Annotated in this window: 16 protein-coding genes; 5 read left to right on the top strand and 11 right to left on the bottom strand. The window is 40.5% G+C overall.

Going from position 1 to position 24,103, the window contains the following annotated elements:
- Positions 1-68: 68 nt before the first annotated feature.
- The 6 genes from B3P16_RS15110 to B3P16_RS15085 form a co-directional block, all read right to left on the bottom strand.
- The gene (locus tag B3P16_RS15110) at positions 69-3,320 is read right to left on the bottom strand and encodes a SusC/RagA family TonB-linked outer membrane protein (protein WP_286843430.1); all 3,252 of its coding nucleotides are present in this window, start codon (positions 3,318-3,320) and stop codon (positions 69-71) included.
- A gap of 205 nt (positions 3,321-3,525) precedes the next feature.
- A complete protein-coding gene (locus B3P16_RS15105) occupies positions 3,526-4,491 on the bottom strand; it encodes a DUF1735 domain-containing protein (protein ID WP_046674167.1) in 966 nt (321 codons plus the stop codon).
- A gap of 30 nt (positions 4,492-4,521) precedes the next feature.
- Complete coding sequence (locus tag B3P16_RS15100; protein WP_286752275.1) at positions 4,522-6,096, bottom strand: SusD/RagB family nutrient-binding outer membrane lipoprotein; 1,575 nt, start codon at positions 6,094-6,096, stop codon at positions 4,522-4,524.
- A 28-nt stretch (positions 6,097-6,124) separates the two neighbouring features.
- Positions 6,125-9,205, bottom strand: coding sequence for a SusC/RagA family TonB-linked outer membrane protein (locus B3P16_RS15095; RefSeq protein WP_286752274.1), 3,081 nt, complete (start codon positions 9,203-9,205; stop codon positions 6,125-6,127).
- Between the two features lie 156 nt (positions 9,206-9,361).
- The gene (locus tag B3P16_RS15090; protein ID WP_286752273.1) at positions 9,362-9,520 is read right to left on the bottom strand and encodes a hypothetical protein; all 159 of its coding nucleotides are present in this window, start codon (positions 9,518-9,520) and stop codon (positions 9,362-9,364) included.
- A 20-nt stretch (positions 9,521-9,540) separates the two neighbouring features.
- Positions 9,541-10,671, bottom strand: a complete 1,131-nt coding sequence (locus B3P16_RS15085; protein ID WP_286752272.1) for a TlpA disulfide reductase family protein — start codon at positions 10,669-10,671, stop codon at positions 9,541-9,543.
- A gap of 276 nt (positions 10,672-10,947) precedes the next feature.
- On the opposite strand from B3P16_RS15085, the gene B3P16_RS15080 reads away from it, so the two are divergent.
- The gene (locus tag B3P16_RS15080; protein WP_286752271.1) at positions 10,948-11,298 is read left to right on the top strand and encodes a helix-turn-helix domain-containing protein; all 351 of its coding nucleotides are present in this window, start codon (positions 10,948-10,950) and stop codon (positions 11,296-11,298) included.
- A 60-nt stretch (positions 11,299-11,358) separates the two neighbouring features.
- Here B3P16_RS15080 and B3P16_RS15075 read toward each other — a convergent pair whose 3' ends face one another.
- The 4 genes from B3P16_RS15075 to B3P16_RS15060 all read right to left on the bottom strand — a co-directional run bounded on the left by B3P16_RS15075 (position 11,359) and on the right by B3P16_RS15060 (position 17,776).
- Positions 11,359-11,670 (bottom strand): hypothetical protein, encoded by a 312-nt coding sequence (locus B3P16_RS15075; protein ID WP_286752270.1) that lies wholly within the window; start codon positions 11,668-11,670, stop codon positions 11,359-11,361.
- A 159-nt stretch (positions 11,671-11,829) separates the two neighbouring features.
- Positions 11,830-12,522, bottom strand: a complete 693-nt coding sequence (locus B3P16_RS15070; RefSeq protein WP_046674172.1) for a hypothetical protein — start codon at positions 12,520-12,522, stop codon at positions 11,830-11,832.
- A gap of 18 nt (positions 12,523-12,540) precedes the next feature.
- Entirely contained in the window at positions 12,541-16,038 is a 3,498-nt protein-coding gene (locus B3P16_RS15065) for a DEAD/DEAH box helicase (protein WP_286752269.1), read from the bottom strand.
- A 10-nt stretch (positions 16,039-16,048) separates the two neighbouring features.
- Positions 16,049-17,776, bottom strand: coding sequence for a hypothetical protein (locus B3P16_RS15060; RefSeq protein WP_286752268.1), 1,728 nt, complete (start codon positions 17,774-17,776; stop codon positions 16,049-16,051).
- A gap of 563 nt (positions 17,777-18,339) precedes the next feature.
- Here B3P16_RS15060 and B3P16_RS15055 point away from each other — a divergent pair.
- On the top strand, positions 18,340-19,413 hold the full coding sequence (locus B3P16_RS15055; protein WP_286843428.1) for a DKNYY domain-containing protein: 1,074 nt from the start codon (positions 18,340-18,342) through the stop codon (positions 19,411-19,413).
- 29 nt (positions 19,414-19,442) lie between these two features.
- On the opposite strand, the gene B3P16_RS15050 is transcribed toward B3P16_RS15055, so the two are convergent.
- On the bottom strand, positions 19,443-20,543 hold the full coding sequence (locus B3P16_RS15050; protein WP_286752266.1) for a Fic family protein: 1,101 nt from the start codon (positions 20,541-20,543) through the stop codon (positions 19,443-19,445).
- Between the two features lie 334 nt (positions 20,544-20,877).
- Between B3P16_RS15050 and B3P16_RS15045 the strand changes: the two genes are divergently transcribed.
- The 3 genes from B3P16_RS15045 (at position 20,878) to B3P16_RS15035 (ending at position 24,041) form a co-directional block, all read left to right on the top strand.
- Positions 20,878-22,341, top strand: coding sequence for a hypothetical protein (locus B3P16_RS15045; protein ID WP_286752265.1), 1,464 nt, complete (start codon positions 20,878-20,880; stop codon positions 22,339-22,341).
- Positions 22,342-22,468: 127 nt separating this feature from the next.
- Positions 22,469-22,996 carry an RNA polymerase sigma-70 factor gene (locus B3P16_RS15040; protein ID WP_156167646.1) on the top strand — a complete coding sequence of 176 codons (528 nt, stop codon included), beginning with the start codon at positions 22,469-22,471 and terminating at the stop codon, positions 22,994-22,996.
- Between the two features lie 97 nt (positions 22,997-23,093).
- The gene (locus B3P16_RS15035) at positions 23,094-24,041 is read left to right on the top strand and encodes a FecR family protein (RefSeq protein ID WP_286752264.1); all 948 of its coding nucleotides are present in this window, start codon (positions 23,094-23,096) and stop codon (positions 24,039-24,041) included.
- The last annotated feature ends 62 nt before the right edge of the window (positions 24,042-24,103 follow it).

Genomic DNA, 24,103 nt, shown 5'->3' with positions numbered 1-24,103 from the left:
AATACTAGAGCTATCAAAACGAAGGTTTCCTTGATATTCCCACGCATAATAGCTCCTTGATCCTGCAATTAGAACGTTACTTTCACACCAAGGTTATACGATCGCACCAATGGATAAAGTCCATAATCCACACCTGGAGTTAAGTTGCCGCGTTGGTTATAATCCGGTTCCGGATTGTAGCCTTTATATTTAGAAATCGTAAATGGATTGTCCACTGTAGCGTAGACCCTTACACCAGAAAGTGTTAGTTTTTCTGCTAGGCTCTTGGGAAGATTGTAACCCAAAGCAATATTTGTCATACGCAGGAATGAACCGTCCTGCAGGTAAAAATCGGAAAGACGTGTACTGTTACTTTGCGTACCGCCACGCGATGCACGGTATACTTTACCATTTCCCGGATTTTGAGCCGAACGGTAGCGATGTGCGACATCCGCATATTGATTGCCGGAACCTTCCATATTGTAGAGGTAATAATCATAGCCATCCAGCACTTTATTCCCTTGGGAGCCATTAAATGATGCGCGTAGATCAAATGCCTTATAGCGTGCGTTGACGGCAAAGCCATAGGTGAAATTAGGATGCGGATTGCCGATCACACGTTTATCGGCATCATTGACGATACCATTGCCGTCAACATCTTCAAAATAAAGATCTCCAGGTTGTAGCGGAGTTGTTGAAGCTGCGGAAGGTGCGACAGTTTTATAGTTTTCCTCCGTGGCAACACCCAAAACTTTAAAGCCGTAGAACATACCAATTGGACTTCCTTCTTGTGTAATATGCGTTAAGTAGGAGCGTTCAGCACCATTCGTCAAGATGGTAGAAGCCCCACCAAGATCGAGCACTTTATTTCTGTTGACATTGATATTCCCACTGAATCCTAATTCAAATTCATTTTTGCGAATCAGTGTGGCATCAACCTGCAAATCAAAACCTTTGTTCTGCACCTTTGAATTTGGCAGATTGGTCAAGATTGTTGTTGATCCGGATACAGCGGATAGTGGCTGATTGAATAATAAATTGAAGGAACGGCTCAGGTAGAAGTTGGTCATAATGTTGAGTCGTCCTTTTAACAAACCGAGATCAACGCCAGCGTTGTATTGCGAGGTTGATTCCCAACCCAATTTTGGATCGAACAGATCACTTGCTGTATAGGAAGTCTCCACTTTATCGCCAAGAATAACTCCTGCTGGCGAGTTGATAACGGATAACGCGCGATAATCACCAATATTATTATTTCCACTACGTCCCCAGCTCGCTCTTAGTTTGACCGTTGACTGTTGTCCTAACCAATCCGTATAAAACTCCTCCTTGGAGAGGGTCCAACCACCTGAAACCGATGGGAAGGTTCCCCATTTGTTATTTGGCCCGAAACGTGATGATCCATCGGTACGAATGGAAGCTGAAAGGAAATATTTGGAATCAAAGCTATAGCTTACACGGCTAAAATATGACTGGAGCGTTGTAATGCGTTTGAACGTATCGTCTTTTAGCAATTGGAAATTAGAAGGATCGGCTCCTTTATCTGTAATTTCCCCAATTGCATTATTATTAAAACCATTGGCTCTCACACCTTGATAATCGTAATCTGTTCGTTGAGCCGAATAGCCCAATAAAGCGGATACCTGAAGTTTACCACCAAAGGTCTTGTTATAGTTTAGCGTTGTTTCCAGCAATTTGTCCAATTCATTTTTTGTCTTGGCATCTGCATAGGCTGCAGATACCGCTTGCGGTGAAAACGGTTTGTTATTCCCATCGGATATACTTGTCGGACGGAAATAATCATATTTTTCGTCATAAGTAGACAGTCCACCGTTTACTTTTAGATTTAGGCCATCCATAATGGAAAAATCTGCAAAGGCGTTGTATAGCCCCCTTTTTCCACGACGGTTGTTTTTAATCTCTGTAACATAAGCCAGTGGATTTTCTGGATTCTGGATACCGTAATTGTTCGCCGAAAGATCAGCCATCAGGTATTTAGCATAGGTTCCATCATCATTATAAACTGGCAATGTCGGCAGATAGATTAATGCTGCCATAGACGGACTTCTATCGTAGCGCCCAGTAGTCACCTCATTATTGTCGTTATACGTGAAGGAAACATTAGCACCAACGGTCAATCTCTTGCTGACTTTGCTATCGATATTGGCGCGGAAATTAAAGACCTTTTGATCCGTCCCGAGCATGATCCCTTGTTGATTCTGATAAGATCCACTGAGGAAATAGCGATTTTTTTCGTTACCGCCATAGGTAGATAGATTATGACGTTGGAAAGGTGCATTACGGTACAAGGCGTCCTGCCAATCCGTATCATATTTCGCTTTTTTTGCTGTACCAGATGCGAAGTCATAGTAGTCTTCGGGAATACTCACCGAGCCGGCATTTCCGACATTGGCGATACGTGTTTTATTATCATCAAAGCGTCTACTATCGCTCCAGGCAATCCCCTTCGTAGCCAGAAGGTCCTTATACGAATTGTTACGACCATCAATCAGGAGATCAATAAACTGTTCCGAATTTAAAACATCGATTTTCTTGGAAAGCTGACCGAAACCACCCAATACTTCGTAGTCCACATTACTCTTACCTTCCTTGCCCCGCTTGGTTGTAATCAATACAACACCGCCAGCACCACGAGATCCATAGATCGCTGCAGAAGCGGCATCCTTTAACACATCGATAGACTCAATATCATTGGGGTTGATATTTAAATTGTTTCCTGCTGGATATCCATCAATAACGTACAATGGATCCGAACCAGCATTGATCGATCCCATTCCGCGGACGCGCATTTTGGTCCCATCGTATGGAGCGCCACTTGTCTGCATCACCTGTACACCTGCTACTTTACCAACCAATGCCTGGGATAATTTTGGTGCGCTCAGATTGAGTTCTTCCGCCTTAACGCTAGCGATTGCGCCAGTGACATCCGACTTTCTGATCCGCTGATAACCGATAGAGATGGTCACTTCTTCCAGCGTGTTTTCATCGGTCTTTAGAGAAAAGATCTGCCCATTGGATTGGCTGACAGCTTGCACGAGTCTGCTATATCCAATAAAGGAAATACTCAGGTTATCGCCCATTTCAGCTTCGATCTGGAAATTTCCTCTTTCGTCAGACTGAACAGATTTTTTACTTTTCAAATTTTGAACGGTTGCTCCTGCGATTGCGTTTCCTTGGGCGTCTAGGACACGGCCTTTGACGATCCCCTGTGCATACGTAAATTGCGAGGTGGTTAGTGTGAACGGTTTGGCTTGAACAGCGGGTGAGCTCGCTGCAATGGTACATAACAACCAAAAGACATTGTTGGCTTTAAATTTCATAAGTAGCGCATTTGATTTATGGGTACAAGATTACAAATGCTATATGAAGGCAGGGTCAACAAAACATTAACAGTTTTTAACTAAACCGGGTTAGCAAACTGACGAGACTTAACAAAAAGGTAATACTAAAAAGGCGGCTGTGTACTCAGCCGCCGCGCAAAATTGCTATAAATATATTGAAAAAGTGCTTTGGTAATTGTATGGACTAACGCGTTTTCTTGAACGTATAGATCTCTGTAAATTTTCCCCGACGTCCCGAAGGCTGGACAAGATAATACGTCACATGTATGGTTTTCGTTGCTGGGTCATAATAGTTATTTGCCGTATTGTCGATCTCGCCATACCGTCCACTACTATTGGAACCCTGTCCATAATAGTTTGTCACTGCTGTGACCTTATTTGTTGCATTGTCGAACGTGAATATCGGGCTCCAATTGCCGAAATAAGAATTTGATCCCCCCGCGTTAAAATAATAGGAATGCGGAGAACTACCGTTATTGAAGGTTGTATAATTAATTTCAGTGGTATTACCTGTGAGTGTAACCAGATTTGCGGTCTGTGGATAAATTCCTTTAAAGGCAGCATTGACATAGTCCTGGTAGGTTCCTGTGATCTCATAAACACCATCGTATTTATTCTTTATCGATACAGCATAGATCCCTTCGGCATAATTTCCGCTGATCTTTCCACCTGTCGCGGTCTGTATCTGGATGCCAAGCGCATAGGACTTGGTAAAATCGGTAGCTGTAAAACGTGGAGGATAAATTTTAACATTTAAAACAGCTTCTTTTGCCCCTTTGGGTATAGTAACATCATAGGTGTCGACGGCATATAAACGCGTAGGTAATGCTTCGTATTTAGATTGCCAGGCCAGGTTGTATTTATCAACAGAGCTGTCGTTTATTTTTAAGGTTAGCTTCAGGTCTTCTGGGGCACCCTGTGCACCTGTCAACTGAACTTTTACAGGAAGAGTCACCACGTCAAGGGCTTCAAAAACAGTTGTTACAGCACGGGCAATTGCCGTACTGCTTGTCCGTGCAGGAAGTACAAGCTGCACAATGCCTGAGCTTCCACCATCTTCAAAGACACCTTTTTCTTTTACACAGCCCCAGAGCGCCATACTCAAGGTGACCGCTGTCAGGCCTAATACTGATTTTTTATTTATTTTCATTGATTTTCAAGCTTTAGTTGATGATGTTGATCAATTGATATCCCAAAAGATTGGATCCGAAAATCCATTCGTCAATTTGGGAACGTTCACATTTAAATTTATTTCAGTCTGTGGATAAAGATTTCGTATTGGAAGTTTATCCGCGCGGGGCGAACCCGATTGGACCGATGCAAATGTTTCCGTGGCAACTTGCGAACCATTGACAATTTTTGGATATCCTGTGCGGCGAAATTCGTTCCAGGCCTCATGACCATGGAAAAAATTCAAGGCAATATATTTCTGCGTGATGATAGCCTCCAACCGTTGTGCGGTCGAGGTCGCTAACGCATAATTGACTAGATAATTTGTGCTATTATCTGTTTTATAATTCGCGGCATCAGTTGCAGGCACCTGTCCTGTTGCCAATGCGTTGGTCGCATTCTTTTCCAGATAAGTAAATGAAGCTAAAATTCCTTTTTCGAAGTTGTTTGATGCCGAGCTACTAAGCTCGTGCCCATATAAGGCCGCCTCGGCCAATAAGAAATATGTTTCCGAAGCAAGAAATATCGGTAAACCTGCAGTACGTCCTTTCAATACACCTAGGGCATCTGCACTTCCTGTTCCAACATACCACACATAGTCATCAGAATTGGGGTTATTGACTTCGTCGCCAAGCTGACCGATGGATGTATTGGGAAAATTTCGGAACGTAAGTTTGCCACGTTTCTCATCGGTTATTTTACGACCGTCATAGAACGTAAACAGGTATTTAGAAGGCACATAATAATTGGCGGCCGTTGAAATTGAACCAGCAGTTGAGCTATGAAAACTTGCAAACAAAGGGTTCTGTGTTGCCGTGGCCTGATATCCGGGATCGACGAGTACATCATCGATCAGAAATCCATCCGTCGAGAACTTACTAAAAGCCGATTGGACAAAGCTGTCAATAGAAGTACCCCTTGCTCGCACCAAAAGACGCAGCTTAAGGTTGTTGGCAAACTTAATCCAGTTGTCCAAGTTACCAGCAAACACCGGATCGGTCTTTTTCGTTAGACTTCGGTAACTTAGATCACCCTTATACTGCTTAATATCCGCAATAACCGCATCGAGTTCGGTAACCAATGCCTGATAAACCACTGCATCATCGTCAAACTTGGGCGCCAAGTTATTATCCCCCTGCAGCGCTTCTGTGTAAGGTACATCCCCGTAGGCATCGACGAGCAGCTGATAATTGAACACTTTAAAAATGCGCGCTATATCGCCAAAGAATTTATACTCGGGGCTTTTTTGTGTGTAGTTGATAATAAATTGGTAATCGCGAAGATTGTTGAACACATTATTCCACAATCCCACATTGGTATTGGATGTGATGTTATACGTGTACGTATCTCCATACCCGCCAATCCCGCCACCGGGAAGCTGATATCCCACCAAAAAGGCTCCATATGAATGATAACTAACGATATTGGATGCCGTGGCAGCAATCGCCTGGGTCAATACCAGGTCGGGTGTTATTGTTGCTTCGGTTGCCGCATTGGGATTTTCATTGATATCCAATTGTGAGCAAGAAGATAGTGCAATGATGATCCCCAGGGACAATATATTTTTCAAATGTAATTTTTTCATTGAGAATAAGTATATGATTGTTCACTAGTTAAAAAGTAAGTGATAGTGTAGCCCCAAAATAGCGTGTCGGTGGAGTCTGTCCTGTTGTCGAGACTCCTATTGCATTGTTATCATTGGCACTGTAATCAGGGTCGGTATATTCGTTGGACTTAGGGGCAAATAACAATAGGTTGCGCCCTTGGATGCTGACTGAAGCAGCTTTCACCCCTTTTAAGCGGGAAATGATATGCTGCGGTAAGCGGTAGGAAAGCGAGGCCTCGCGCCACTTCCAATAATTTCCAGAAATCACATAATTGCTGTACACACCTCTGTTATATGTACCCGAAGTCCAAAATCCAGCTCCGCCATCTGAAACTGTAATATGATCATTGGCCACATATTGACCACTTGTGGCATCTAAATAAGAAGAGTTTGGAAAGACAAACTGCTCCCGGTTGTAGTAGGCACTTCGAGCCGATGAACCGCCAAAATCAAGCGTACTACCGAGGTCTATAGCGGCAAATTTGTATCCACCACGATATTCAAAAAGGGTGCTGAAAGAGAAATCCTTCCAACGTAAAGACAGATCAAGACCCAAGCGGTGACGTGGTGTGGTATTGCCAAGTATTTTGCTTTCAGAAGCCACGGAAGGGTAACCCGTATTTAAGTCGACAATGACACGGCCCTGCTCATCACGGGAATAATCTGAAACAATAATCTGATTCAGCTCGTAGCCCTTCTGTGCATATATCACACTACTTCCATTAATGGAAATACGATCTAGTCCAGGGTAAAGATCCTGTAAAATATTTTTATTGTGCGTATAGTTTCCCCCAACCGTTAGCTGAAAGTCTCTGCTACGAAAAGGCGTGATATGCAGAGCAGTTTCAATCCCCTCGTTTGTGACTTTACCCGTATTGACATAAAATTGAGAATAGCCGGAAGAAATTGCTATCCCGGCAGGAATCGCCTGTCCTGTTGTTCCGGTATGATAGTACGTGATATTTGCATCAATGCGGTTATCCCACAACCTAAAATCGGTACCAAACTCTACCCCTGTTGTAATCTCCGGTTTTAAATTAGATGAAATAATCCGGCTTCCCTGAGAAAAGAAAGTTCCGCTACTATATCCTGTAACTGAGGAGAAGGTAGGTACCAGCGAGTAAGGATCCACGTTGACATAGCCAGTGCGCGACAGACCACCTCTCAACTTCCAGTAATTGACAATCGAGTTGTCTTTTAATTGCTTGAAGGCATCTGTTGGAATAAAAGACAGGTCTACAGAAGGGTAGAAATAAGACCTATTTGCTTTGCTGAGTACGGATGTCCAATCGTTACGGCCTGTAGCATGTAAGAAAAGATAATCCTTGTATCCAACCAGGAGATCACCCCATACCGCAAATGTACGCGCCAGTGTATTCGACTCGCTGGCGCCAGCTTCCCCGATTCGGTTGGACACGTTGTAAAGCCCCGGAATTTCAAGACCTGATGCCGAAACAGCCACCGATTTATACCGTCGACTAATGGCAGTACCGGTCAGATTAAAATTGAAAGAGAAATCATTGACATCCTTTTTTATGCCTATCTGAAGATCATGGTTGATACGGGCACTGTTATATTCAGTATCCGAAACACCTCCCGCTAAATTGGTACGTCCAATGGTATTGACAGAATAGCTCGAGTATGTCTGTTTGGGTGAAACAGATTTTGAATCATACCATCGGTTGGAAATTGAGGGTCTATAGGTAAACTCCAACCAAGTTGTCGGACGATACTTCAGTTCAATTTTGGCCGTCAAATAGCTATTTTTTGTTTTCGATCGGTAATTATCCGCTGTCCAATACGGATTTAAGTACCAGGGATTGTACCAGCCATCAGGTGTTGCAAAAGGATTATTGACATAGTCTTTGTAACTCAATAATGGAATGTTGGCTGGAGTCTGTGTTAACTGTGTATAAATGGAGCTTGTGGCTGAGGTAATATCATAAAAGTTCTCGACATAACTCGCTGAATAATCCAGGGTCAGATTGGGATAAAAAGCTCTTGTACCGTTCAAACGAAAAGAGATCCGATTGTATTTATCGCCAGGGGTTGTTCCTCTACCGGTAAGATATTGCCCGGCAATGTATTGAGAAGATTTATCATTTCCGGAGGAGATTGAAAGATCGGTTTGGTTATTGCGGCCGACATTCCAAAAATCAAAACGATCTTTGCGCGGAGAATATATGCCGTATTGCTGTTCACCATTTTCCAGCGGGTTACCAATCGCAACCGTAGACCCGTCGAAGGCTGGACCATACTGTTGGTTCTCTTCGGGGTTGTAGATCTGTGCACCCGAAGTGGACCCTGCGCCAAACTTATCCTGTAACTTCGGGAAGAAACTGATTTCTTCCAACGTAAAAGTATTACTCAAGTTGATCGCGGTACGTCCCGCCTGCCCCTTCTTTGTTGTAATGATAAGCACTCCATTGGATCCTTCGGCCCCATATGCTGCTGCACCGGCAGCGCCGTTTAAGACCTGTACATTCTCTACATCGGCGGGATTAATATTGTTGAGCAAATCGCTACTTACAACCCCATTGTCCAATACGATCAAAGCCGTATTGTCTCCTAATAAAGATCTGTTTCCTCTAAGCACCAACCTGTAGTTGGGATTTACGCCACTGCTGATCTGATTGATCTGTAATCCTGGGACCTTGCCCTGAAGTCCTCCGGCAATAGTCGGTGATTTTCCCTGGGTGAGGTTTTCGCCGGTAACCTGTGTGGTTGCATAGCCCTGCTCGCGTGGAGTTCGGAGAATTCCTCCTGCCGATACCACAACTTCATCCAAGACAGACTCCTCTTTCAGTAACACAATATCCAACGTTGATCGTCCTTTTAAATCAATGTGACGGACCTGATAGCCTATGAAGCTAAATATCAGTTTTTCAGAAGCTGCGACATGGATGCTATATTGACCATCTCTACCTGTTTGTGTGGCTTCTTTTGTGTTCTCTACCCGGATAGAAACTCCAGCCAAAGGCGTGCCATCCGCAGCAGATACAATTCCGCTGACTTTACGAGCAGACTGTGCCTGGACATGGGTGACAAAGAGGATTCCCAACAAAAAATAGATTAATTTTTGTTTCATTGTAATTTTCGATTAATAAAAGTGTAGCATGTCACACAGGGACAAAGCAATACCCTAGGGGCATTTGCTCGGCATCCCTTATTGCGACAAAAAAGTAGAACAACATGAGGTAAACCCCATATCGTCAATGAATAAAATAGCGGGAGTAGTTTAGACCTACATATATGGAATAGGCATGCACATTCGTGCTTGGGAAATATAGGCTGAGGTTAGCTGTTGTAGCATAAAAATCACTTTCCATTTTTCGTCAACAACAATGACCGTCGTTGAGGAAATGTTTTTTTTACGGGATAAAATCGATAACTGTCTTTTCATAAATTCTGCATGTTTACCGTTTAATCAACGATATATTTAGAAAGTTGGAGTTCCAAATCTTCACCACGAAGGTTTTTGGCAATAATTTTTCCATTGGGATCGATCAGAAAATTTTGAGGAATCGATCGGATATTATAAAGCTTAGCGACCTGGTTATCCCAAAAATTAAGGTCCGAAACCTGATCCCATTCTAATTTATCATCTGCAATAGCTTTTAGCCAGCTGTTCTTTTTGCCAGGTTGATCTAAAGATACGCCGAGCACGGTAAATTTTTTATTTTTTAGGGCATGATAAGCTTTTACGACATTGGGATTTTCCTGACGGCAGGGGCCACACCAACTTGCCCAGAAATCCAATAACACATATTTACCCCGATAATCGGCAAGGGAGATATTTTTCCCATCCGGGTTAGCCTGGGTAAAAGCCGGAGCAATCTGTCCGATTGATGTCGCCTTGGTTTGATCAATCTGTAGTGCAAAAGCTTTTCCTTTTTCCGAATGACGTATTTCTGGACTGAGCTGTTTGAAATATCGGTCTAGTTCGTCAGCCTCAGGAGCATAGCCAACAACTTCTGCAATCCGGTCTAAGCTAACGAAAGAATTAGGATTCTCTGAGATAAAGGCTTCCAGAATTTTCTTATTCTCAAGCTGATAATGCTCACTGAGCTGTTCAATTTCTTTTTTGAATTCTGGGGAATTTCGTTGCTCTGGGCTCGCCGAAAAATATTTTGTATTCAACGCATCACGCAAAGGAGCAATTTGTTCCAGCCGTTTCTTCAATTGGCTAAGCTCCTTATTTGTATTCCCTCCCTGGATCAATGGATTTTTTAATGAATCGGTGGATTGAACCTTGATCGCTGTGTTTTCAAGATAAAGTGTTAGATTTTTTGAACGTTGAGCCAGGGCAAGTGTCTTACCTACCGCTAGGCTGGCTACTGTCGGATCAGCAATCGTATAACTGAATTGAAATGTTCCATTTGAACCAATGTTGACGGAATCTACGACACGTTGTGTACCATTCCGATAGCTCAGAAAAGCTTTGTCCTGCGCGGTATAGCCAGTCACTTGACCGTTTAACAGAACAGTTTTATGCTGCGCCATAATCGCTGTAGAGAAAGTGAGCGATGCAATCAATGTAAATACTTTAGTCATATGTTTATTATTTTATAAAAACTACCAAATAAGTAGACTATTCAAAAATAAGTGGTTTGACTATTCATTTCCAACAGTTAGGTAGAAAATGTTCCTATATTAAATGGTGCTATGAAGATTTAATACGCCTTTACGAAGAAGGCTTTACGAGGAGGATAGCAGTGGTTTTTAAATAAATAAAAATAAAGACTACCACATAAGTAGATTATATTTTCAAAATACTTATCTTTGTTTATACCAAACCCTGTATTCACATTAATTTGCATTCTATTAACCATGAGCAATGTTACATCACAAGAAATTATCAAAGCCGTTAAAGAGCGTAGGAAATATCTCAAGATTTCCCAACGGGCAATGGCTGAACAATTATATATATCATTAAAAGCCTATCAGAATCTTGAGATCGGAACAACGAAGATAGACATTGAGCGTTTACAGCAAATTGCGGATATATTAAACACGGATATGAATAGTCTGATCAATTCTCCGACAGCTCAGTTAAAGCAAGAAAAATTACCCTTAGCAAACGAAAAGCAGCTTTTACGCGACAAAGAGAGTTATATTTCTTATTTAGAGGAGAGTTTACAGTATTACAGAAACCTTATTAAGGAGAATAATTTATTGTAGTCAAGGAGCCTGAAACTAGCGAATGTATTCTTGGCATTCTTTATGAAATTTATAAAATTTCTAGCGCTTTCCTATGGTGGCGCGATATATCCAGAAGATCATCAGAGCCAGTGTTGCAGAAAAAAGAATATTGCCGATCAATTTTAGAGGTTCAAATTCGTGGTATCCGACCTGCTCATTAAGATCCAGGCTATAGCCACTCCCTTTCCGAAAGAATATCCAGGGAAATCCTACGGTTAAATTACCGTCGACGTCCAGATCATTATGATAGAAACAAACTGTCAAAATAGCAAAAACACCAATAGTACCAACAAGGACGTTGTATAATGTCGGCACTATTGATGTTTTACGTTGTTCGGGTTTTGCGTGCATGCTTAAATATAGCGATTCATTTTGATTGCATGTTATAATCACTATAGGTACCTTGCCAGTGACTAGCTAGGTCTACACATTTTGATCGTCGTATTTTACAAAGTTGATCAAACTTAACATAGCGTTATGCTGTGTACGTTGTTTTATCTCTCACCACCACTAATTAAATATTGCATGCTCTCCCTTTCTATCAACTGGATAAAAAGAATACCTTCCTTCCACATTTATGATGACCAATTTATTTTGCTGAATGAGTCCATACAGTACATTTTTCAAATGTCTTGGATAAATCCGGAGGTGAGCCAATCCCGTATCCTTAACTTTCCGAAACAACTGATAGGGAGAAGCCCCCGATCTGAAGAAATCCACATCCAAAAGGAGGTTAATTTTCTGTCGTACATGCAACATTGCATCCGATTCTATCTGAAGGTCCTTTTCAGCCTTCCATTCTTCAAATTGTAATTTTGGAGCAGCGGGTTTATTATCTCCAGCTACAAACTGCCAAGGTAATTCGAGCGTATAACTCCATTTTACCTCATCCTCTTCGATATGTAGGCGCACGAGACGCTCTTCGGAAACTTCATATTTTTCACGGTGGAATTCCATCGCTTCTATGCAGGAACTTGCATAGATGCGGTCGAGCAGGATGGACTCTTGTATTAAAAATTTTCGAACTTGATACATTTTCTCAAAATCCAAATAAGCGTGATCGGCTTTCCCCAGTAAAAACGACAGTTCCTCCGGCCTCCACTCTTGTTGAATACGCCGCTTAAGATAGGTGTACCAAAGCTGAAAATCGTGTGAATACATCATTCCCGAATAGGAAGTTTTTAGAATAGATTCTGTTTTCATAATTTATTTTGTAATTGGTTATTCAAATAATTTAAGCAGCTCTTCTTTACTGATCGATTTCATCAGATTCGTTTCATCTAAAATAAGTCCTTCGGATATTCGTTTTTTACTTTCTTGGAGTGCTAAGATGTACTCCTCAACGGAATCCCGACAAACAATCTTGTAAGCCATGACATGCTTGTCCTGACCAATGCGGTAGCACCGATCTATTGCCTGTGCTTCGGCAGCGGGATTCCACCAGGGATCCAAAATATAAACATAATCAGCTGCGGTCAGATTCAAGCCTGTTCCTCCGGCTTTGAGGCTGATTAAAAACACACGGCATCCGTTCTCGTTCTGAAATCTTTCGACCGCATTTTGCCGCTGATCCTGATTCATTTTACCATCAAGATAGGCATACGCTATACCCTTATTTTCGATTCGTTGTGCCACGAGCTTTAGCATGGACGTATACGCCGAAAAGAGAAGAATCTTATGATTCGGAGCTACTTCATCCATGATCTCATCAATAAAATCCAATTTGATCGAATCATGACCGAAGCCACCATCTTTCATCAGCATGGGCGAATTGCACAGCTGTCGTAGTTTTTGCAGCGCCTCTATCGCCAAAAATTTGGATTTTGTGGAATCGGCACTATTCAGATTACTTTCAATCTCCCCCTTGAATATCTTTCTGACCTTATCATATATCTTTCTTTGCTCCGGAAGCATATCCATATACAGAATTGTCTCGGTCTTTTCAGGAAGATCCAAGGCAACCTGTTTTTTTGTACGCCGAAGAATAAAAGGTTGGATCATCTTTTGAAGCCCAAGGATAGTTGTTTGCGCTGTATTTTCATCTTTGATCCCTCGATAAGTGTTATTGAAACTGCCATAAGTTCCAAAAAAACCAGGGTTGACCATACTCATTTGTGCGTAGATATCTTCCACCCCATTTTCAATAGGTGTTCCAGTCATCGCTATTCGATAGCAGGACTTTAGCTCAGTTAGCGATTTAAATCTTTTTGAATGACGATTTTTTATCGCCTGCGACTCATCTAAAATCATGTAACTAAAGGACTGGGATTTAAGAAAGTCAAGCTCCATCATAACTGTTCCATAGGTTGTAATCAAGATGGATTCGTTCTCTATTTCCGTGACTTCCCTCCTTTTTTGTCCATGATAAATAGATGTTCGACGATTTGGAGAAAATTTCTTGAATTCAGCCAGCCAATTGAATAGTAGGGAATTGGGTACAATAATAATTGAGGGGGCTGCCTTTGGATTATTTTGATAGAAATATTCCAAAAGCGTTATTGCCTGTAATGTTTTCCCTAATCCCATATCATCAGCCAAGATACCGCCCCATTGAAAATCGCTTAAGAATACCATCCAGCTAAACCCTGCCTGTTGGTAAGGACGCAACTCTGCCTGGATCGCTTTTGGAACATCCAACAGGGCTATTTCATCCGTATCCAACAGTTTCTTTCGACGTTCAGCTAGGCTATTTTGAATAATACGGGGATCAATTCGATCCAGCCGTGTTTGGAAAGATAGCAATTGGGCTGAAGTGAGTTTAAGACAGTCGGTTTCAACCAGCGCATAATTAAACAGCACATCAAATAATGCTTTATCTGAGGCTTTAATATATCCGAAAGATTTATCTGCCAATTGGATGCTACTGTAGTCGTTTATGATCTTTTCTTCAAACTCTCCCGGTAAATAGGCCGTTGTTCCAAATTTGAAAATCATGTAAATGGAAAATACATTATTGTCCTGACGAATATCCAATACTTCCCATTTCAGTTGGTGTGGCAGCAAATAAGCTCCCTTTGAAATATTGTTCAGAATAGTTTTGTACCCCTTGCTCTTACATTTTTTTATAAATTCATACAGTCTATTTCTGTTGCTATGCGCCTGCCATTCCAAGCGCTTAACCATTCTATTGGTGCAGCTTTTCAAATTTGGCAACTGTGCTTCAATAAAGGTATTAAACTCATGCTCGCCAACAAGATCTCTCTCCGTATACAGGCAGATTCCATTTTCCGGTTTTAAAATCAAGTTTCCTCCATATGGAATTACATATTCTTCCTTTTCACTCAGCGTAGCTTTCAATTCGAAATTTAAATGATCATCGTCGTCTTTCTCCACCACAACCTTAAATTGAGGCACATGATGAGCGGTATTAGAAATAAAAACTGTATCCTTGTTTAAAGGTTCAAGGTCTATGTGAAACGATGTTGACAGTGGTATCAATAAATGTGTAAAGAAATCCTCATAGTCCTTCTTTAACACCGTGATTTTAGTAGAAATACTGTAAAAGAAACGTAATAGAAACTCCTTTTGAAGATTATCAACAAAAAGACACTCATCTTCGTTCAAATTGATAAAGAAGAAATTGGACCGACATTCGGATGTATAGTCTTTCAACTCCTCTCCACTGTAGACAAGAATTAACGATAGAAGCAGGTGATCGCTGCTTTCTTTCAAATGAAATTTCACACTAAGATCATCGCCCGCCAAAATCACATTCCGATAAGTTGTACGATATTTGGATGGATATTTGAAGTTTTCAATTGTAGTTTTTAAATTATTTCTATCGACAAAGGCAACACGTAATCTTTGATCCGATTTTCCTTCCAAAAGTTTACGCCAAGCACTGATGATAAAATCCTTCTCCAAACGATTAAAGTCATTTCGCACGTCTTCTTTTTCCCTATCCCCTAATTGTCTTTGTGGACTTTTGGAAAAGGCTAGAATCTTACGACATAAATCGATTTTTAAAACATCGCTATCAGCAAAATTCGCCAACTCATTACCAAATTCTCCTAAATAATTTATCTTACTGTCTATTTCAAAAGGTATTAAAAAGGGCAGTCCGTCCAACTGACGCTCTCTAGGAACAACATACATAAAGTCCGGAAAAGGCGCCCCAAGCTTTCCTAGCCATTGGTTTTCAGATGCTACATCTAGTAATTCCGATTCAAGTTCCTGGTGGTCGAAGTAATTATATACCTGACCAAATTGATTATGATTTTCAATACAAACCTTATCATTGCGGTAATATAGCCTTGAAATACCCAATTGAAAGAACTTATGCTGACTTTCGGGTAGGAGGGCAATATCTTTTGCATATAAATCATTTAAGAATTTATTACTGAGTAAAAACTTACGATAAAGTCCAATAATTACATAATCACACAGACTATCATGACGCTTTTTACAATCGCACTTAACCTTCAATCCGATTTCTTTGATCTCGAGATCAATTTTGAGATATTTGCTTTTATAATTTCCATCTCTTCTTAGAGAAAATGACCATTTAAACTTGTTGACTTTGATTATCCTAACGCTGTAACTATAAAGGTGGAAATCTTCCAGTGGTATTTCTCCTTTATAGAGCTTAAGAAAGTAGTTTGATGAAATATAAAGATCCTCTTGATTTTCCCAAGGAATAATAAAGCTATTCCTCTCTTTGTCAGGTATAATCGGAGCAACATCTGTTGATAGCCCCAGATTTTCAACACTATTTCCCATAAATCCTTTTTTATTGCTTATTGAAATTAACCTCCGATTTCAGCTCCATATACCGTATGCTCTGATCGCAGAGATCGACAAAGAAATCCGTAATTTCCTTCGCTTTTGACCTAAAATAGTCCATATCAAGCTGAGCCAATGGTGAAGGAAGCTCATAGACTCGCCCTTTCATTTGTTTTAACAGCTCTGCATTCAATATTTCCTCCACCTCATTTCTTGCTGTAAAAAATTCTTTCACCTTTTTATCACAGATACATGTCCAATCCACCAGATCTGCAATGGTGACATTCATTGGCGCATAACCGATTCGGAGATATAGATAACTATATAGTCCAATAGAAGTCAACTGATTTAAAAATAATACAGCCAATTGAGCACTAGAAAGGCCTTCAGAAGAAAAAACAGCCAAAAGATTCTGCATGAGTTTTGAATTCCGCACCCATGAAATTGAGGTCTTAAATAAGGTACTATGCCAATCAACAGGTACAACCGAGTAAGTCGGTTTATAACGCGGATGGCGATAGAGAACAACAGATTCATTCCAGATGGTATGAGAGAAACGGCTACCCAGATCCAATTTTGTTGCCAGAAAATCTGTGCTAATAAAAGCTACAACTGCAGTAACTTGACCGTAAGCGACTTTTCGAAAGTGACAGTGACCCAATTTCTTTTTTATCACAACAAGGTAGATTTCTGTTTTTCCATTTTCCTGACGAGGAAAATCAAACAGCCCTTTTCCATGGGCATCGCTGACATAATAATTGAGCAACATCATTTGTTCGGGGTTATTTTCCTGGTGGATCTGATGCAACAACTCCTGTACATCGCTCTGATATTGCGCTGGCCAAGGGAAACTATGAAAGTCTGCACCAGCTTCAACTTGCTCTTGTTCCTTCATTTTAGCCAACTTGCTCTTTTCTAGCGCCGCTTGAGCAGCGCCCTCTGCGGCCACAAGCGCATCGTATACGGCCTGCAAGGCTTCCGTAAAGTAGCGGAACAACTTTTCTATTGCAGCCTGCAATACGAGACAACGATCATATAGTTGCGAAGCATCTACGGCTGAAATATCCAGGTCTCTATTTTGATTAACGGCATTAAAAGAATTATCCAGTAATGCAAAACGCATCTTATCTTCGTCTGCCTCTCCCATAAAGACCGATTTGAACATCGGAAAATGCGTATGCAGGCTCCGAATTCGACTGTCAAAACTATGTACATTATTTCCCTTACCTTCTACCATTACTTGAAGCAGTTTCAGATGACTTTCCAAACTTTGGTGAACCATAAATAAGGCACGCGGATAATTGGCTATTTCTGCAAATGTTTGTGCTCCCTGTAAAAACTCCGCGGATACAGCAGTCGCCTTCTCATAATACTTTTCCGAGAGATCCAATATGCCACGTATTTCCTTACCTTTAATGATGAGAGAACTACTTCGTGTACTACTAAAAATCTCATGCTGAGGCAAGATCGCATAACAATAAAATAAGCTCCCAAGCTTTATTTTATTCTTCAATTCTGGCGCAAAAATCAATTCAAATGAAATGTTCTCCTGATCCATCAAGCACAATTCCACAATAGGTTTTAGCACTTTGTGTGAAAGTCCACTCACGGGTTTAAGCGCTAAAACTAAATGATGCGATTCCTGATCGAGAAATTGATATTTAACGACATAGGCACGATCGAGATCCATACGCTGGGAAAGCCGATCAATAATTAATTGGCTATTAATTTCCATACTAAATGATTTAAGGTTAAAAAATCGGCGCAATAAAACAGACCAACAGATCAAACTGTTAAAGACCATTATTGCAAATAATCAATACTTAATTTGTAAAAAAGATAGTATAATATCCAAGGAGACTACATAGGGTCAACACGTTTTATTAGATAGACGTTCGCCCCTTGGCTTTTTAGGAAATACCAGCACCACAATTAAAAATGTATCGAAACTTTCATTTCGTGAAAAAGTGATGAGCTACCGCTGGTAATTTGATAACTAAAACACTTTGTAATTCAATTACAAGAAAAACAATAACAATACAATTATATAGTTAATATATACAAATATATAAATTAACAATTTAAAAACAAATTATTTTTTTAGATTTCACTTGTGTATGTTTAAAAATAGCCAATAAGTAAATCCAATAGAGCTTTAAATACACGAATTATAAATAGCGAGAAGCGAATTGTAAACAATCGACAGATTACTTATATATTTCCGTTATCTTTAGCGGAATAGATCTTTAATAATTGCTATAGAACATAGCATTTACAGTTATGAACAGTAGTTTAAAAATGGGAATCCTAAGTGCTTTGATAAGTCTACTCCTTTCCTGCAAGGAGCAGGTCAGTCCTTTATCTGAAGACTACTATAAAAAGAACGGCGCGATTTATTTTATACCGGGCGGCAATGGTTTTGAAAGAGGGTCGAGAAAGACCGTTGCCGATGTAGCTAGTTTTTCAGTGATTAAAGATGTCTATGCCCGCGATAAAGATCACCTCTATTTCATGGGCTGCCCCCAACAACTCGTCGACGTAAAGACCTTTCAACTGAAAAACAGGATTCCTGTCGATCAACAACACGTATTCAAGTTTGAAGGTTTTGCTTCGGCTACTTCCGATTGCAGCCAAAACCAGCTCACCATTATTGATGGAGCCGATCCGGCAACTTTTACGACGTTATATGATCAACTGCCGGCACTAGCTAAAGACAAAGCACATTACTTTTATAAGTATCAACCCCTTCACGTCGACTATGCGACTTTCAGCGTTGTCAACAACAACTTTGTAAAAGATAAAAATCAGCTTTCGGTAGTCACCAACAAAGGTATTCTTTCGCTCCACTATAAAACAGCTCACGTTAAGGCTCTCAATGCGGCATATGTACTACTGGATAACCATACACTGCTTTACTACGAGCCTTATCAAGGCATCGGTATACTGGAAATCGAACTCCCTTCGTCAAACAACATAAAATTCCTCAATGAGAAAATGGTAATCATTGACCAATTGGTGATTATCTCGGGTAAGAAATTTGGATACTCAGAGGTTGATGCAGATAGCTTCGAGCTATTGGAAGGAGCAAACGGAAAAGCCCGCTGGTCACGCGACAAAAATCATGTCTATTATGAGCAACAGATATTTTCAGAAGCAGATCCAAAGACTTTTGAGGTCCTCAAGTTTGCCGTCGCCAAGGATGCCAAACATATTTTCATTGGCAATAAAATATTCAACGGACCAGATGTAAAAAGTTTCAAAAAGGTTGATAAATCCCGGGTGAACTATGATTTCGAAGATGACCTTGGCAACAGATATTGGTATCAAACCAATAAAGGACAGGTCCTATTGGTTCCGGTTACTAAAAAGTAATAGAAGCACCGAGGACTTTATGCCCGGGGTTAAGAAAGTATGAGTTCGTACCGTACAGATCTCCCATGTCCCAACTGTTCAACTATCCCCAGTTCCTGCAACCTTTGCAGATCCCTAGTCGCAGTAGCTTTTGAGGTCCGTGTAATAGAAATATATTTTTTTGCAGTCATCCCGCCAATAAAACCTTCAATTCCCTGCTCGAGCATCCGATTGATAACCTTCATTTGCCTATCATTCAATAGATCACGGTTTCTATCAAAAAATTTTGCTTTTCTTACAGTAAACTCAATGAGCTCTCTGGTTTCCTTTTGTGCCTCAAAAATTACTTTGGTAAAGTAGCTAATCCACCCTGTAATATCTAAACTAGCCTGCGCAATTTTTAAATTATCGTAATAAACTTGTTTGTTTTTCTCAATAGTTTTTGATATCGACAACAGGACTGGAGACTTTAATGTGTGCGACAGCGTATATTCGGCCAATGCTCTGCCTATTCGCCCATTGCCATCCTCAAAAGGATGAATTGACTCAAAGTAAAGATGAATGATAGCCGTCTTGACCAATGCAGCAATTATATATTCTGACTCCTTAACTTCGTATGAGTTAAACCAGTTAATCATTTGCTCCATCTCTTTTGGAACGTTAGCAGACGGGGGAGCTTCATAGTGAACGGTTTCTTTGCCATATGAACCTGAAATTATCTGCATAGGCTCCTCCCCCACACGCCACTTTCCAGCGTTAACTTGAGGAAACCCCGCCATTAATATAGCATGCCATCTCAGTATAACATCGAGAGTCAGTTCAATATTGGCACTATCTCTTATTGTTGTCATTAATTTTGCAATCCCTGCAACTCTGCGATCACGAACAACAACATCGCCCTGAATACCGAGATTTCTCTTAATTGAAGACATTAAATCTTCTCGACTCATATATTCTCCCTCAATTTCCGAGGTTTTCATAGCTTCAGATATAAGTACCTCTACAAATGCTTCCTGTTTTAGTTCTTCATTCAGTCCTGTTAATAAACCATGTATTGCCCCCATTTCTTGCGCAAATGCAACCGCTATGGGTTGAATCTCTTCAAGCCTATAAATGAAATTAGGCCACTCTTTATATTGCCAGTTATACATAATTTGAGCCGATTTAAACTTATAATCGGCTCAAATATAAACAAAATTTGAGCCGATTAGCCAAATTAATCGGCTCAAAGAAAAAAGCATACGCAATATTGACATCCTTGGATGATATAACTATGAGTCCAGCAAAAGAAAAATTACATTCCTTTTGAATCATCAAGATAATCACTGAAATCGGCTATTTTTCCAAAGCCTGTTTTCCACTACTTTAGTTTCTAAACCAAGGGGGTTCAGAGCGTGTACGATTTGCAATTCGGACTCAATCAACACGAGCAACTGCAACAACATGAGAGCTGCAAACAACCAGGTTCAATTAATTGAAAAAAGGATGATCAAATCATTATTGCTAAGTATAACAACTATGCTATGTATCACAGCATGTGCACAGGAATCCGCCATAATCACAAAAAATGACCGGGTTAAATGGATTCCCTATCAAACCAAAAACAAGCAGTTTGTCTATGTCGACAGCGCATTCCAGAAGAAGCTATCCCAAGAGTTCCATTGGGCTCAGCCTTTCACGTCCACAGGATATGCACTGGTAGCCAATGAAAAGGATCAAACGGGGATCATTAACAGCGAAGGTGAATTTATCGAACATTATTCCGACACAGATTTACAGCTCTTAGACCTCAAGCAGCTGACTCTTCTGATGAAACGCCAGGAATATGAAAAGAAATTGCCCTTCTGGAAATGGGACTGGAATATCCTAAGCAGTTATATCAAGAAAACAGCTACTTATGTCAAGCTTGAAATACGGGTATTGGAAAGTAATCAGATTCTGCTGAAAAAAGATATTCCTTACGATGAGAACGAATATAACCTTGCAACTTACCCCTTAAACGACAAGCATCTGATCCTCAATGGGAACCTGTATCTGCTAAAAGATCAAAAACTTAAGAAAATAGAAGAACACATTGAAATGCCCTTGGAAAACGGACGTTATATTCCAGCATCAGCAAACAGTTTTACCATCCTTGATATCCGAAGCAAAAAACCGGTTTTATCCGCTTTGACAGGCATAGACAAAATAGACCTTCTTTGGAAAAATGAGGCCATACAGCTCGATTCTATCAATCAGGAGCGCTACAGCCCAGCAATCCCCAAACTACTAAAGGACAATAATACAGGCAGCATATATGCCTTTCCACAATACGACAAAGCTTTTCCAAAACAAATTAGACAAGCCAATGCGACACAGATTGCCTTTCTAAAAGAAATATCCTTAGTTTATTCGGTGACTAATTCGCCCTATTTTATTCTAGGCAGATTTAACTACGATCATGCCATCTGGGCTTATGATTGGTTATATATGGATAAAGATGGCAACTTATTGGACACCATCAAAGCCCCGAACTTCTATATCCTGGATCAGGTGGGTAATTTGGTCTGGCCAGACAAACACATGTTACTCACCTCGAATGCCCTGGAAAAGAATTGGAAGACCGGAAAAATAAAGTACATCGATTCATCAGAAGATCTTTATTTAATTGATGTAAAACGAGGTGATCTAGAACCTACAAAAGGCCTATGGAATTCAAGTACAAAGACTTGGGATATAAACCCCGATTTCGAACATATTGAAACCTTAGATGGTAAACGACAAATCTTTGCATTACAGGAGCATAAAGATGGTCGCTATACTTTATACAACAACAAGACAAAACAACGAATCGGCAACAAAAGCTACATGACCATCAATCCCAACGGGTGGGTACAATATAAAAATGAGTGCAATCGGGACGACGGCTATTTTATTGACATTGCTACGGGCAAGGAATATAAAGAATAAAAATATACCGCTCAATCTCAGCAATAATTCCCAAGATTAATTTATAACAGACAAAATATACTCTTTAAGATTTATTAACTTTAAAGGAATACTGAGTTATTAGCTTTGTCCAATTAAAACTGATCTTGTGAGCGAATTATTGATAGCATCATTAAAGCGAGGTGACCACTTTGCCATGGAACAGATTTTTAATCTGTACTGGGAAGCCATATTTGATGCAGCTTTTAAGAAAATAGGCGACGAAAATGTGGCTCAGGACATTACCCAGGAAATCTTCATTTCGCTGTGGGAACACCGTGAGCAGGTCATCATATCTGGTGGTCTTGCAGCCTATCTACATGGAGCTGTCAAATTCAAAGTAATCAACCATTTTCGGAATACGACAGTTAAAGATGGACATAAAGCCGAACTAGCGACTTTAATGAACCAACGATATGCGGATTCAGCGGACGACCTACTGATCCTAAAAGACGCGCAGCAAAAAGTTGAAGAAGCTTTGATGCTGCTTCCCGAACGTATGCGACTGGTCGTCACCATGAGCCGAAAACAAGAAAAGTCTATCAAGGAAATTGCGAGCGAGTTGAATGTCTCCGTACAAACTGTCAAGAATCAAATTACCTCGGCCATGAAACTGCTCAAAAAAAGCCTCTCTTAGGCAGTTCCTCCATTTTTTTTGAGTGTTAACAATAATTTAATATACTCCTAATATTTTCGACTAGTACCATTTCCCATTTGAAGTGACATGTATTCAAATGAGGGAAGAAAAAGCAAAGCAGTTACTGCAAAAATATTTAAATGGAGAGGCTACCGCCGCCGAGATTAAGCAAGTCGAAGATTGGTACGCCCAACTGGATAAGGCTGCAAAAAAAGTTCCGCAGGAACGAAAAGCTGCACTGCGCGAACAATTATTGGCCAATATTCAGTCCAGTATTTCAGAAAAGGGAAGTAAACGACCTTCCCTGCTGTATTCACCTGTATTCAAAATAGCAGCCGCTATTTTAATGATTGCTTCCATAGGACTTCTTTATTGGAAAGTAAATAATCAACCTATCACAGCATCTGCGCAGATCGTCACAACAACCCTTGCAGGGGAACATAAAAAGATTGTCTTGGCAGATGGTTCGGAAATTATCCTCGAACCATCTTCAAAAATCAGCTATCCAAGTAAATTCAAGGGCAATATCCGTGAAATAGCACTTACTGAGGGGGAAGCCTTCTTTGACATTGCCCACGACGAGAAGCATCCATTTCAGGTACAGCTTGCATCGAAGCTAGCAGTTAAAGTATTAGGAACCTCTTTTCGGATAAAAGCCTATCAGGCTTCCGATCAAGTCGAAGTCACCGTCGCTACGGGTAAGGTTGCTGTGGAGCAAAATGATAAGATCCTCGGCATATTAACCAAAAACCAAAGTCTACGCTATGATAAAGAGACCAAACAATCATCGCGCAACCTAGTAGAAAAAAATACAGCCGTAGCCATTGCGTTTGATGGAACACCACTTAAGGAGGTGGTAAAAAGACTGGAATATGTCTACAACATCGAAATTATCTTAAAAGACACTTCACTTTCGCCTTTAAAAACAACAGCCACATTCAATAGCACACAAAATCCGGCAGAAATACTGGATATCATCTGCAGCCTACATCACCTCAAGTACAGTACGATTGAAAAGGATAAAATATTTAAAGTCCACAAATAATGTCTAAAAATTTACCTAAAACATCTTAGTCACCATGCGTAATTCATTACCTAATCATTACA

The organism is Sphingobacterium sp. UBA7631, assembly GCF_002483935.1.
GTDB classification, from domain to species: domain Bacteria; phylum Bacteroidota; class Bacteroidia; order Sphingobacteriales; family Sphingobacteriaceae; genus Sphingobacterium; species Sphingobacterium multivorum.
The sequence above is the reverse complement of the archived record's forward strand: the minus strand, read 5'-3'. Positions and strand labels throughout refer to the sequence as shown.